At 72.8% G+C, this 12,743-nt stretch carries 9 protein-coding genes; 6 read left to right on the forward strand and 3 right to left on the reverse strand.

Annotation, left to right across the window (positions count from 1 at the left end):
- Nucleotides 1-113: 113 nt before the first annotated feature.
- Complete coding sequence (locus H149_RS0102855) at nt 114-2,252, forward strand: acetate--CoA ligase family protein (protein WP_020648224.1); 2,139 nt, start codon at nt 114-116, stop codon at nt 2,250-2,252.
- A gap of 9 nt (nt 2,253-2,261) precedes the next feature.
- On the opposite strand, the gene H149_RS0102860 is transcribed toward H149_RS0102855, so the two are convergent.
- The 3 genes from H149_RS0102860 to H149_RS0102870 form a co-directional block, all read right to left on the reverse strand.
- The gene (locus H149_RS0102860) at nt 2,262-3,335 is read right to left on the reverse strand and encodes an AI-2E family transporter (RefSeq protein WP_020648225.1); all 1,074 of its coding nucleotides are present in this window, start codon (nt 3,333-3,335) and stop codon (nt 2,262-2,264) included.
- Between the two features lie 175 nt (nt 3,336-3,510).
- Nucleotides 3,511-4,365, reverse strand: a complete 855-nt coding sequence (locus H149_RS0102865; RefSeq protein ID WP_020648226.1) for a hypothetical protein — start codon at nt 4,363-4,365, stop codon at nt 3,511-3,513.
- Nucleotides 4,366-4,544: 179 nt separating this feature from the next.
- The gene (locus tag H149_RS0102870) at nt 4,545-5,465 is read right to left on the reverse strand and encodes a LysR family transcriptional regulator (RefSeq protein WP_020648227.1); all 921 of its coding nucleotides are present in this window, start codon (nt 5,463-5,465) and stop codon (nt 4,545-4,547) included.
- Nucleotides 5,466-5,555: 90 nt separating this feature from the next.
- Between H149_RS0102870 and H149_RS0102875 the strand changes: the two genes are divergently transcribed.
- From H149_RS0102875 to rbbA, 5 genes are all read left to right on the forward strand, one after another.
- Nucleotides 5,556-6,560, forward strand: a complete 1,005-nt coding sequence (locus H149_RS0102875; protein ID WP_026352790.1) for a quinone oxidoreductase family protein — start codon at nt 5,556-5,558, stop codon at nt 6,558-6,560.
- Nucleotides 6,557-7,333 carry an SDR family NAD(P)-dependent oxidoreductase gene (locus tag H149_RS0102880; protein ID WP_020648229.1) on the forward strand — a complete coding sequence of 259 codons (777 nt, stop codon included), beginning with the start codon at nt 6,557-6,559 and terminating at the stop codon, nt 7,331-7,333. The genes H149_RS0102875 and H149_RS0102880 overlap by 4 nt, the downstream gene beginning before the upstream one ends.
- 94 nt (nt 7,334-7,427) lie before the next feature.
- Nucleotides 7,428-8,924 carry an efflux transporter outer membrane subunit gene (locus H149_RS0102885; protein WP_083930772.1) on the forward strand — a complete coding sequence of 499 codons (1,497 nt, stop codon included), beginning with the start codon at nt 7,428-7,430 and terminating at the stop codon, nt 8,922-8,924.
- On the forward strand, nt 8,924-10,003 hold the full coding sequence (locus tag H149_RS0102890) for an HlyD family secretion protein (protein WP_026352793.1): 1,080 nt from the start codon (nt 8,924-8,926) through the stop codon (nt 10,001-10,003). Before H149_RS0102885 ends, H149_RS0102890 begins: the two co-directional genes overlap by 1 nt.
- Nucleotides 10,004-10,007: 4 nt before the next feature.
- Complete coding sequence (gene rbbA / locus H149_RS0102895; protein ID WP_020648232.1) at nt 10,008-12,743, forward strand: ribosome-associated ATPase/putative transporter RbbA; 2,736 nt, start codon at nt 10,008-10,010, stop codon at nt 12,741-12,743.

The raw sequence follows: 12,743 nt of genomic DNA on the forward strand, positions 1-12,743 counted from the left end.
TCTTCGCCGCATGCCGCCGCCGGGCGGCGGCCGGATCGGTGCCGTCGACAGCGGCGGCGCATGCGGGCACGACCATCCGCCACGCAGACGCCGATCGCACGCAAGGATCGCTGATGCCGGCCGACGCTCTCGACGCTTTCTTCCGCCCCGCCTCGGTCGCACTGATCGGCGCCTCGACCCGGCCCGGCTCGGTCGGCGCGCTGGCCGCGCGCAATCTGCTCGACGGCGGCTACGCCGGGCCGGTGATGTTCGTCAATCCGCGTCACACCGAGATCGGCGGACGTCCGGTCTACGCCGACGTCGCGAGCCTGCCCCAGACCCCGGCGCTCGCCGTCATCGCCACGCCGCCGGCCACGGTGCCCGGCCTGATCGCGGCGCTCGGCGCGCGCGGCACGCGGGCGATCGTCGTCATCACCGCCGGCTTCGGCGAACTCGGCGAGCAGGGCAAGGCGCTGCAGCGCGCCGCCGTCGCCGCGGCGCGGGCGCACGGCGCCCGCCTGATCGGCCCGAACTGCCTCGGCCTGCAGGCGCCGGCGATCGGCCTCAACGCCAGCTTCGCGCAGCTGCTGCCGCCGCCCGGCCGGCTCGCCTTCGTCAGCCAGTCGGGGGCGATGGCAACCGCCCTGCTCGACTGGGCCGCCCCGCGCGGCATCGGCTTCTCGCAGCTCGTCTCGCTCGGCGACATGGCCGACGTCGACTTCGCCGACCTGCTCCGCTACCTCGCCGACGAACCGGGCACGGAGGCGATCCTGCTCTACATCGAAGGTCTGCGCGAAGCGCGCGGCTTCATCGAGGCCGCGCGCGCGGCGGTGCTGAACAAACCGGTGATCGCGCTCAAGGCCGGCCGCCGCGCCGAAAGCGCCAAGGCCGCGGCCTCGCACACCGGCGCGCTCGCCGGCGCCGATGCCGCCTACGAGGCGGCGTTCCGGCGCGCCGGCATCCTGCGTGTGCGCGACACGCTCGACCTGTTCGACGCGGCGCAGACGCTGGCCTGCACCGGCGCGCAACGCGGCGAACGCCTGGCGATCCTCACCAACGGCGGCGGCCCCGGCGTGCTCGCGAGCGATGCGCTCGCCGACGCCGGCGGCCGGCTCGCGACGCTGGCACCGCAGACGCTGGCGCGCCTCGACGCGACGCTGCCGCCGACCTGGAGCCACGGCAATCCGGTCGACATCATCGGCGACGCGTCGAGCGCGCGTTACCGCGAAGCGCTGGCCGCGCTGCTCGACGATGCCGACGTCGACGCCGTGCTGGTCATCAACTGCCCGACCGCGGTCGGGCATCCGCTGCAGGCGGCGCAGGCCGTTGCCGAGGTCGTGACGCAGGCGCAGCCGCAGCGGGACGATCGCAACGTGCTGGGCTGCTGGCTCGGCCGGCATTCGGCGGAAGCGGCGCGGCGCGTGCTCGTCGAGGCCGGCATCGCCGGCTACGAAACCCCCGAAGAAGCCGTGCGCGGCTTCATGCAGCGCGTGCAGTACGGCCGCTGCCGCGATGCGGTGCAGGCGCCGGTCGTCGCGCGCCCGTACACGGACGTCGACACCAGCGCCGCCGGCCGCGCCATCGACGGCGCGCTCGGCGCCGCGCGCGAATGGCTCGACAGCGAGGAAGTCGACCGCCTGCTCGGCGCCTGGCGCATCGCGGTGCCGGCCTTGCGCGTCGCCGCCGACGTCGACGCGGCGGTCGCCGCGGCCGCGGCGATCGGCTATCCGGTCGCGCTGAAGATCCGCTCGGCGCAGATCACGCACAAGACCGACGTCGGCGGCGTCGCCCTCGGTCTGGCCGACGCCGACGCGCTGCGCCGCGAGGCGGCAGCGATGCTCGAACGCGTACGCGCCGCGCGTCCCGACGCGCAACTCGCCGGCTTCACCGTGCAGGCCATGGTGCGCCGCCCGCAGGCCTTCGAGCTGATCGTCGGCGTCACGCGCGATCCGAGCTTCGGGCCGCTGCTGATGTTCGGCCACGGCGGCATCGCCGTCGAAGTGCAGCAGGACAGTGCCATCGAGCTGCTGCCGCTCGACGCCGCGCTGGCCCGCGCACAGATCGCGCGCACGCGCATTTACAAGCAGCTGCAGGGCCTGCGCCGCCAGCCGCCGGCCGATCTCGACGGCATCGTCGACATGCTGCTCCGCGTCGCGGCGATGGTCACCGCGCATCCGCAGATCGGCGAGCTCGACATCAATCCGCTGCTGGCCGACGCGCGCGGCGTGCTCGCCCTCGACGCGCGGGTCAGGGTCGCCGCGCAGCCGGATTGAAGGACCGCGCTAGCGTGCGTCGCCGGCCGGCCGCTCGTCCTGCATCCACAACAGCGCCTGGCCGAGGTGCAGCGCCAGCGCCAGCACCGTCGGCCCGATGAAGACGCCGGCGACGCCGAACGCCAGCACGCCGCCGATCACGCCCATGAACGTCAGCGCGAACGGCAGGTGACTCGAACGGCTGATCAGGAACGGCTTGATGACGTTGTCGACCGAGCTGATGCCGAAGAAGCCGTAGACGACCATGAACAGCGCCCAGCCCGGCTGGTCCTGACGGAACAGCCAGAACGCGGCGGCACCCCAGATCAGCGGCGGCCCGACCGGCGCCATCGACAGCACGAAGGTCAGCGCGCCGAGCAGGAACGGATTCGGCACGCCGGCGATCGCGAAGCCGATCGTCGCCACCATCGCCTGTGCCAGCGCAGTGCCGATGACGCTGAACATCACGCCGGTCACCGTGCGCTGCGCGATCTCCAGCAGCGTGCGCCCGCGCTCGCCGGCGATGCGCGTGGCGAAGGCGCGCAGCGCCGCCGCCAGTACCGCGCCGTCGCGGTAGAGGAAGAACAGCAGCAGCGCCGAGAACAGCGCCTGGCCGAGCCCGAGCCCGAGCGCGCGCCCGCCGAGCAGCGCCAGTCGCCGCGCCGGATCGACGAAGCGCCCGGCCAGTTCGGCGATGCGGTCGCCGCCCGAGCCGAGCCCGTGCAGCCAGGCGCGCAGCGGCTCGCCGAGCAAGGGAATGTGCCCGAGCCAGGCCGGCGGCTCCGGCGGCCCCGCGGTCCGCCATTCCTCGATCAGCTTCAGCAGCCACAGCGCCGCGTCACCGAGCGAGATCACCAGCATCGCCGTCGGCACGATCACGACCAGCGCGACGACCACGCAGGCCAGCAGGCTAGCGACGGTGCGCTGTCCGCCGAGGCGGTGCAGCAGCCAGACGTAGGCCGGCCAGGTCGACACCGAGATCGCGACCGCGAACAGGATCGCCGACAGGAACGGCCGCAGCACGAACCAGCAGACCAGCACGAGCAGCAAGGCCAGCGCCATGCGCGCCAGCTGCTCGAAACGAAGGACGTCAGCGTTCGCCACGAAGGGTTCTTCCGTGATGGAGGGGAGCCTGGAAAGCGCCGGCCGGCCGATTATGCGGCATCGTCGCGCGGACGCCATGCCGCCGCCCGGTTACGCCGCGGCGGCGCCGCGCGACGCGCAGGGCCGGCATCATCGCCGCCGCGCACGGCGCGGAGCATGCCGCGCCGGCCGCACGCTAGCGCGCCGCCAGCAGCATGATCGCCGGCACGGTCAGCGCCAGACCGGCGAAGTTGACGCGGCTCAGACGCTCGCGGAAGACGACGAGGCCGACCAGCGTGCCGAGCGCGACGACGCCGAGATTCATCGCCGTGAACACGCGCGCCGGATCGTCGGCCAGCGCGCGGTGCGCGCGCAGGTAGAAGAGGATGTTGCCGAAGTTGAGCGCGCCGAGCGCGAGCCCGGCGACCACGCTGCGCGCGCTCAGCGGCGGCCCGCCGCGCCAGCGCCGCCCGCCGACGATCAGCGCCGCGACGACGAAGGCCAGCGCGAACACGCGCAGCAGTGACTCGCCGAGCGGAAGGCCGGCCGCCGCGACACGCTTGAGCAGCACGTCGATCGTGCCGAGTCCGACGAACACCAGCAGCGGATAGAACCAGGCGCCGTGGCCGTCGCCATCCGCGCCGCGGCCGGCCTTCCAGACCAGCGCCAGCAGTGCCAGCAGGCCGAAGGCGATGCCGAGCAGCAGCCGCGGCGTCGCCGGCTGCCCGAACACGGTGAATGCGGCGAGCAGCGACAGCAGCAGCGACAGACGCTGGGCGACGTCCGAGCGCACGATGCCGGCATGCCGCACCGACGCACCGAGCGCAAGAAAGATCGTCGGCAACAGCACGCCGAGCGCGATCAGTTCCGGCCACGGCGCCGCCTGCAGCGCCGGCACGGCGGCCGGCCGCAGCAGCGCCGCGCTGAGCAGCGCCGCGACGACATAGTTCGCCGCGACCATTTGCGGGATATCGAGCCGGCCACGCGGCGCGAGCTTGAGCAGCACGGACACCAGCACGCTGCAGGCGACGGCGAGAGCGATATGGAACATGGCGAAGAGATCGGGCCGGGGAAACGGGAAACGCGCGCGGCGCGGCGGGCGGACGAACGGACGGGCGCGTAGCTTAGACCGTGCGGCGCGCGCCGCGGCCCACCTGTGCGGCACTCGCCGTGCGCAAGCGCAAACGTCGCCGCCGAGTCCGCGCACGCGGCGGCGCGGACGACGGCGCTTCAGGGCGACGCGGCGCGCGCCGTGCCCGACAGCAGCGGCTGCGCTTCGCCGATCAGCGACGCCAGCAGGTCGGCCATGAAGCGTACGCGCGGCGAACGCCGCACGTCCGGGTGCATCACCAGCCACAGCGGCCGCACCGTCGGACAGGCCGGGCCGGGCAGCGGCGCCAGCGCCGTGTCGCCGTGCGTCAGGAAATGCGGCAGCACGGCGGCGCCGAGGCCGGCGCGCGCCGCGTGCAGCAGCGCGGCGAGATCGTTGCTGCGCAGCACGATGCGACGTCCGGCCAGCTGCTGATCGAGCCAGGCCTGCTGCGGCACGCGGCTGAGGCTTTCGTCGTAGCCGAGGAATTCCCAGGCGTCGCGCGGCCGGTCGGCGTAGCCCGGCCGCGCGTAGAGCCCATAGCCCATCTCGCCGACGCGGCGCGCGACCAGCCCCGGCGCGTCGGGCCGCGACATGCGGATCGCGAGATCGGCCTCGCGGCGCGCCAGGTTCGCGTCGCGGGTCTCGCCGACCATTTCCAGTTCGAGGTTCGGCCATTGCGAACGCCGCTCGGCAAGACGCGGCACCAGCAGATGGCTGGCCAGCGCCGGCGGCGCGGAAACCCGCACGGTGCCCTGCAGCGAGGCGACGCCGAGCGCGAGCCGCGAGAACGCCTGGGCCTCGTCGTCGAGCCGGCCGGCCTGCGCGAGCAGGGCTTCGCCTTCGGCGGTCGGCGACCAGCCCTTCGCCAGGCGGTCGAACAGGCGCACGCCGAGGCGCTGCTCCAGAGCCTCGACACGCCGCGCGACCGTCGAATGCTCGACGGCCAGGCGACGGGCCGCGCCGGACAGGCTGCCGGCTCGCGCCAGCTCCAGGAAATAGCGGATGTCGTCCCATTGCAGATGCCGGGACGCGGCGGCGATGTCCGTGTTTTTTTGCACAGTGCATGTTCGCTTTTGCCGAATTCCTGTGCAACGACACGCTCACTACGCTGCGCCTCGTCCCTGATGTTCCTGACGCGAGGCTCGACGATGAACGCTCTTCCCCACTCCACGGCGACCGCGGTCCGCGAGATCTGCATCGCGCAATACGGCGATCGCTCGACGCTGACGGCGCGTCAGGTCGAACTGCCGCCGCCGGGCGCCGGCGAGGTGCGCGTCCGCCACAGCGCGATCGGCGTCAACTTCGTCGACGTCTACCACCGCACCGGCCTTTACGCGCTGCCGCGGCTGCCGGCCGTGCTCGGCGTCGAGGCGGCCGGCGTCATCGAGGCGGTCGGCGCGGGCGTCGATACGCTGCGGCCGGGACAGCGCGTGGTCTACGCCGGACCGCCGGCCGGCGCCTACAGCAGCGCCCGCAACCTGCCGGCGGCGCGTGCGATCGCGCTGCCCGACGACATCGACGCCGACGCTGCCGCCAGCCTGCTGCTGCGCGGCATCACCGCGCACATGCTGCTGCACTACGTCCGGCCGTTGAAAGCCGGCGATACGCTGCTGGTCCATGCCGCAGCCGGCGGACTGGGGCTGGTGCTCGTGCAGTGGGCCAAGCGCCTCGGCGCGCGCGTGATCGGCACGGTCGGCAGCGCCGGCAAGGCAGCGCTGGCGACGCAGCACGGCCTCGACCACGCCGTGCTGCATCGCGAGCAGGATTTCGTCGCCGCCGTGCAGGCGCTGACCGACGGTCGCGGCGTGGACTACGCCATCGACGGCATCGGCGGCGCGACGCTGGCGCGGACGATGGCCACGGTGCGGCCGTACGGCATGGTTGCCAGCGTCGGCCAGGTCGCCGGCGATCCGGGCCCGCTCGATCTGTCGCTGCTCGGGCCGGCGCGCTCGATCGCGCTGTCGCGGCCCGGCGTCTTCCGCTTCATGAGCGAGCCGGCCCTCTATCGCGAGGGCGCGCTGGCGACGCTGCAGCAGCTGCGCGCGGGCCTGCGCGCCAACATCGGCGCCGTGCTGCCGCTGGTGCAGGCGGCCGAGGCCCATCGCCGGCTCGAAAGCGGCGAGAGCGGCGGCGCGATCCTGCTGCGGCCATGAACGCATCCAGCTCCAGCCGCGCGCCGGCCGCGCCCGCGCCCGCGCCCGCCAGGACCGCGATCGTCACCGGCGGCGGCACCGGCATCGGCCGCGCCGTCAGCCTGCGCCTCGCCGCGGCCGGCTGCCGCGTCGCCGTGGTCTATTCGCGCAGCGAAGCCGACGCGCACGCCACCGTCGCGCAGGCGCGGCGCGCCGGCGGCGACGCGCTCGCCATCCGCGCCGACGTCGCCGACGACCGGCAGGCGCGACGCCTGGTCGCCGACGTGGTCGCGCGCTTCGGCGGCCTCGACTATCTCGTCAACAATGCCGGCATCACCCAGCAGCTGCCGTTCGACGATCTGGAGGCGATCGCGGACGACACCTGGGATCGTCTGATCGCCGTCAACGTCAAAGGCACCTTCCACTGCTGCCGCGCTGCCGCGCCGTACCTGCGCGCCGCCGGCGGCGCCATCGTCAACGTCGGCAGCATCGCCGGCGAAACCGGTTACGGCTCGTCGATGCCGTATGCGGTCTCGAAGGCCGCGGTGCACGGCCTGACGCGGGCGCTGGCCCGCGCCCTGGCGCCCGAGGTGCGCGTCAACGGCATCGCGCCCGGCGCGGTCGCGACGCGCTGGTGGTGCGGACACGAGCACAAGATGCGGCAGCTGTCCGGCGATCTGCCGCTGCAGCGCATCTCCAGCGCCGAGGACATCGCCGCCACGATCTGCGCCTTGCTCGACGCGCGGTCGCTGACCGGCCAGATCGTGCGCGCCGACAACGGACAGACGCTGTAGGACCCGGCGCCGCCGCGCGAAGCGGCGCGCGCTTGCGCTGGATCAAGGGCGCAGAACGGCGAAACCCCTATGCTGAGCGCACAGGGAGTTTCCGATGCCACGCTTGCCAGCCTCGTTCCGTTGCGGTGCCGCGCGCAGCCGCGCATGCCTGTGCCGTTTCGGTGCGGCAGGCGCGCTCGTCGGAGTGCTCGCCGCCTGCGTCGATCTATCGCCGCGCTACGTGCGGCCGGCGGCACCGGTGCCGGCCGCCTACCCGCAGGAAGCGGCAGCCGCGGCGAGCGACGCCGGCGTCGAAGCGGACTGGCGCCACTACTTCACCGACCCGCAGCTGCAGAGCCTGATCCGCGTCGCGCTGGCGAACAACCGCGACCTGCGCATCGCCGCGCTGCGCACGCAGGAAGCGCGCGCGGCCTACGCGATCCAGCGCGCCGACCAGTGGCCGACGCTCGCCGTCGGCGCGCAGGCGGCGCGGGCGCGCACGCCGGGCGATCTGAACATGAGCGGCCGACCGGTCGTCGGCGGCGACAACGAGGCCTATGTCGGCATCAGCAGCTGGGAACTCGATCTCTGGGGCCGCGTGCGCAATCTCAAGCAGTCGGCGCTGCAGGACTACCTGGCGAGCGAGGCGGCGCGGCACGGCGTGCGCGTGTCGCTGATCGCGCAGCTCGCCGACGGCTACCTGCAGCTGCGCGAACTCGACGAACGTCTGACGCTGACGCGGCAGACCATCGACAGCCGCCAGGAATCGTTCCGCATCTTCAAGCGGCGCTACGAGGTCGGCGCGATCTCCAAGCTCGACCTGACGCAGGTCGAAACGCTGCTCAACCAGGCGCAGTCGCTCAGCGCCCAGCTCGAGCAGGCCCGCGCCAGTCAGGTCCATGCGCTGCAGCAGCTGGCCGGCACCACGATCGAGCTGGCGCCGAGCGAGCGCGGCTTCGACGACGGTGCGGTGCTCGCCGGCCTGCCGCCGGGCCTGCCGTCGTCGCTGCTGACACGCCGCCCCGACCTCATGGCCGCCGAGCACCGCCTGCGCGCCGCGCACGCCAATATCGGCGCGGCGCGCGCGGCGTTCTTCCCGCGCATCGCCCTGACCGGCACCTTCGGCACGGCGAGCGCCGAACTCGACGGCCTGTTCGATTCCGGCAGCCGCGCGTGGACCTTCGTGCCGACGCTGGCGCTGCCGATCTTCGACGGCGGTCGGCGTCGCGCCGGCCTCGATCTGGCCGAAGTCCGCCGCAACCTCGCCGTCGCCGATTACGAAAAGACCGTGCAGACCGCGTTCCGCGAAGTCTCCGACGCGCTGTCGGCGCGGCGCTGGCTCGCCGAGCAGGTGCGTATCCAGCGCCAGACGCTCGATGCGCAGGCCGAGCGTGCACGGCTGGCGCGGCTGCGCTACGACAGCGGCGCCTCGCCCTACCTCGAAGTGCTGGACGCGCAGCGCGACCTGCTGTCGGCACAGCAGGCGCTGGTGCAGACGCGCCGCGCGCTGCTGTCGAGCGAGGTCGCGCTGTATGCTGCGCTCGGCGGCGGCAGCCACGACATCCCCGCCGATTCCCCTGCCCGCTCCGCCGCCGCCGAGGCCGCTCCGTGATCGAGATTCGTCCCCTCCTGAAGAAGGTGGCCGTGCCCGCCGCCGCCGTCCTCGTCGTGCTCGCGATCGCGCTGTACGCCTGGACCCGGCTGCAGTCGGACAGCGACAGCACCGGCTTCGCCAGCGGCAACGGCCGCATCGAGGCGACCGAGATCGACATCGCGCCGAAGCTGCCGGGCCGTGTCGCCGACATCCTGGTGCGCGAAGGCGACTTCGTCAGCGCCGGCCAGGTGCTCGCGCAAATGGACGTGCAGTCGCTGCAGGCGCAGCGCGACGAGGCCCAGGCCAGCCGCCTGCGCGCGGTCTACGCGGTCGGCGCCGCCGAGGCGCAGGTCGCGCTGCAGCAGGCCGATCTGGCCGCGCAGCAGGCGCTGATCCACCAGCGCGAGAGCGAGCTCGACGCCGCGCAGCGCCGCCTCGCACGCTCGGAAACGCTGGCGCGCGAAGGCGCGTCCTCGCAGCAGGAGCTCGACGACGACCGCGCCCGCGAGCGCGGTGCGCAGGCGGCGCTCGCGGCGACGCGCGCCCAGGCCAGCGCCGCGCAGGCCGCCGTCGACGCCGCCCGCGCACAGGTCACCGGCGCACGCTCGGCGGTGACGGCCGCCGAGGCGACGGTCGCGCGCATCGACGTCGACATCGCCGACAGTGCCCTCAAGTCGCCGCGCGACGCGCGCGTGCAATACCGCGTCGCCCAGCCCGGCGAAGTGCTCGGCGCCGGCGGCAAGGTGCTGAACCTCATCGACCTGTCCGACGTCTACATGACCTTCTTCCTGCCGGAGACGGTCGCCGGCCGCGTCGCGCTCGGCAGCGAGGCGCGCATCGTGCTCGACGCCGCGCCGAATCTGGTGATCCCGGCGACGATCTCCTACGTCGCCAGCGCCGCACAGTTCACGCCCAAGACCGTGGAAACGGCGAGCGAGCGCCAGAAGCTGATGTTCCGCGTCAAGGCGCAGATTCCGCGCAGCCTGCTGCAGAAGTATCTGAACCAGGTCAAGACCGGCCTGCCCGGCGTCGCCTGGGTGCGCATCGATGCGCAGGCACCGTGGCCGTCGCGGCTCGACGTCAAGGTTCTGGACTGAGCCCATGAACGACGCAGCGCCGAGCGTCGCGCGCCTGCGGAGCGTGCGCCTGCGCTACGGCAAGACCGCGGCGCTCGACGGCGTCGACCTCGAACTGCCGGCCGGCCGCATGGTCGGCCTGATCGGCCCCGACGGCGTCGGCAAATCGAGCCTGCTGGCGCTGATCGCCGGCGCGCGCGCCGTGCAGGACGGCCGCGTCGAGGTGCTCGGCGGCGACATGGCGCAGAAGCGGCATCGCGACGCGGTCTGCCCGCGCATCGCCTACATGCCGCAGGGCCTCGGCCGCAATCTGTACCCGACGCTGTCGGTCGAGGAGAACCTGCAGTTCTTCGCGCGCCTGTTCGGTCACGACGCGGCCGAGCGGCGGCGACGCATCGACGAGCTGACGCGCGCGACCGGCCTGTACGAGTTCCTGGCGCGTCCCGTCGGCAAGCTGTCCGGCGGCATGAAGCAGAAGCTCGGCCTGTGCTGCGCGCTGATCCACGACCCGGACCTGCTGGTGCTCGACGAACCGACGACCGGCGTCGACCCGCTGGCGCGCGCCCAGTTCTGGGAGCTGATCGCGCGTATCCGCGGCGGCCGGCCGGGCATGAGCGTGCTGGTCGCGACCGCGTACATGGACGAGGCGCAGCGCTTCGACTGGCTGGTGGCGATGGACGACGGCCACGTGCTGGCGACCGGCGCGCCGCGCGAACTGCTGGCGCGCACCGCCAGCCGCTCGCTGGAAGCCGCGTTCATCCGCCTGCTGCCGGACGAGAAGAAACGCGACTACCGCCCGGTCGAGATTCCGCCGCTGCCGGCCGACGGCGACAACGACATCGCCATCGAGGCGCGCGAGCTGACCATGCGCTTCGGCGACTTCACCGCCGTCGACCACGTCAGCTTCCGCATCCGCCGCGGCGAGATCTTCGGCTTCCTCGGCTCCAACGGCTGCGGCAAGACCACGACGATGAAGATGCTCACCGGCCTGCTGCCGGCGAGCGAGGGCGAGGCCTGGCTGCTCGGCGCGCATGTCGAGTCCGGCGACCTGGCGACGCGACGCCGCGTCGGCTACATGTCGCAGGGCTTCTCGCTGTACGGCGAGCTCAACGTGCGCCAGAACCTGGTGCTGCACGCGCGCCTGTTCCACGTGCCGGAAGCGCAGATCGAGGCGCGCGTCGCCGAAATGCTGGCGCGCTTCGGCCTGCAGGACGTGCAGGCGAGCCTGCCGGAGCGCCTGCCGCTCGGCATGCGCCAGCGCCTGTCGCTGGCGGTGGCGATGGTGCACAAGCCGGAACTGCTGATCCTCGACGAGCCGACCTCCGGCGTCGATCCGATCGCGCGCGACAACTTCTGGCGCCTGCTGATCGAGCTGTCGCGCCGCGATCGCGTGACGATCTTCATCTCGACGCACTTCATGAACGAGGCCGAGCGCTGCGACCGCATCTCGATGATGCACGCCGGCCGCGTGCTCGACAGCGACACGCCGGCGGCGCTGGTCGCCAAGCGCGGCGCGGACACGCTCGAGGACGCCTTCATCGGCTATCTGCTCGAAGCCGGCTGCGGCGCTGCCGCGCCCGACGCCGCGACGACGGCCGGCGCGCGCCCGTCGGCGCCGCAGCCGGTGCGCCATCGCCGCTTCAGCCTGCGGCGCATGTACAGCTATCTGTGGCGCGAAGCGCTGGAACTGCAGCGCGATCCGGTGCGCGCGACGATGGCGCTCGGCGGCTCACTGGTGCTGATGTTCGTCATCGGTTTCGGCATCAGCCTCGACGTCGAGAGCCTGCGCTACGCGGTGCTCGACCGCGACCAGTCGACGCTGAGCCAGAACTACGCGCTCAATCTCGCCGGTTCGCGCTACTTCAGCGAACAGGCGCCGATCGCCGACTACGCCGAGCTCGACCGCCGCATGCGCAGCGGCGAGCTGTCGTTGGCGATCGAGATTCCGCCCGGCTTCGGCCGCGACCTGCTGCGCGGCGATCCGGTGCAGATCGCGGCCTGGATCGACGGCGCGATGCCGCAGCGCGCCGAGACCGTGCAGGGCTACGTGCAGGGCCTGCACCAGCAATGGCTCGTCGAGCAGGCGCGCGAACGGCTCGGCACCGCGGTGAGCAGCCCGGCCGGTGTCGAGGTGCGCTTCCGCTACAACCCGGACGTCAAGAGCCTGCCGGCGATGGTGCCGGCGGTGATCCCGATGCTGCTGCAGATGCTGCCGGCGATGCTCACAGCGCTGGCCGTGGTCCGCGAAAAGGAGCTCGGCTCCATCGTCAATCTCTACGTCACGCCGGTCACGCGCTTCGAGTTCCTGCTCGGCAAGCAGCTGCCGTACGTCGCGCTGGCGATGCTCAATTTTCTGCTGATGAGCCTGCTCGCGGTCACCGTGTTCGGCGTGCCGATCACCGGCAGCTACCTCACCCTGCTGCTCGCGGCGCTGGTGTTCAGCATCATCGCCACCAGCATGGGCCTGCTGTCGTCAGCGCTGACGCGCAGCCAGATCGCGGCGATGTTCTTCACCATGATCGGCACGATGCTCCCGACCGTGCAGTTCGCCGGCCTGATCAATCCGGTGTCCTCGCTCGAAGGCGCCGGCCGCCTGATCGGCGAGATCTATCCGGCGACGCACATGTTCATCATCAGCCGCGGCGTGTTCAGCAAAGGCCTGGCGCTGCACGACGTGCAGGCCAACTTCATCCCGATGTTGCTGGCGGTGCCGGTGATCGTCGGCGCCGCCGTCGCACTGCTGCGCAAGCAGGAGCGCTGA

It is taken from the genome of Solimonas variicoloris DSM 15731, from assembly GCF_000382285.1.
GTDB classification, from domain to species: Bacteria; Pseudomonadota; Gammaproteobacteria; order Nevskiales; family Nevskiaceae; genus Solimonas; species Solimonas variicoloris.

Coding starts and splice junctions, on each gene's coding strand:
- H149_RS0102855 (WP_020648224.1), top strand. CDS start 114: ATGCCGGCCGACGCTCTCGACGCTTTCTTCCGCCCCGCCTCGGTCGCA.
- H149_RS0102865 (WP_020648226.1), bottom strand. CDS start 4,365: ATGTTCCATATCGCTCTCGCCGTCGCCTGCAGCGTGCTGGTGTCCGTG.
- H149_RS0102875 (WP_026352790.1), top strand. CDS start 5,556: ATGAACGCTCTTCCCCACTCCACGGCGACCGCGGTCCGCGAGATCTGC.
- H149_RS0102880 (WP_020648229.1), top strand. CDS start 6,557: ATGAACGCATCCAGCTCCAGCCGCGCGCCGGCCGCGCCCGCGCCCGCG.
- H149_RS0102885 (WP_083930772.1), top strand. CDS start 7,428: ATGCCACGCTTGCCAGCCTCGTTCCGTTGCGGTGCCGCGCGCAGCCGC.
- rbbA (WP_020648232.1), top strand. CDS start 10,008: ATGAACGACGCAGCGCCGAGCGTCGCGCGCCTGCGGAGCGTGCGCCTG.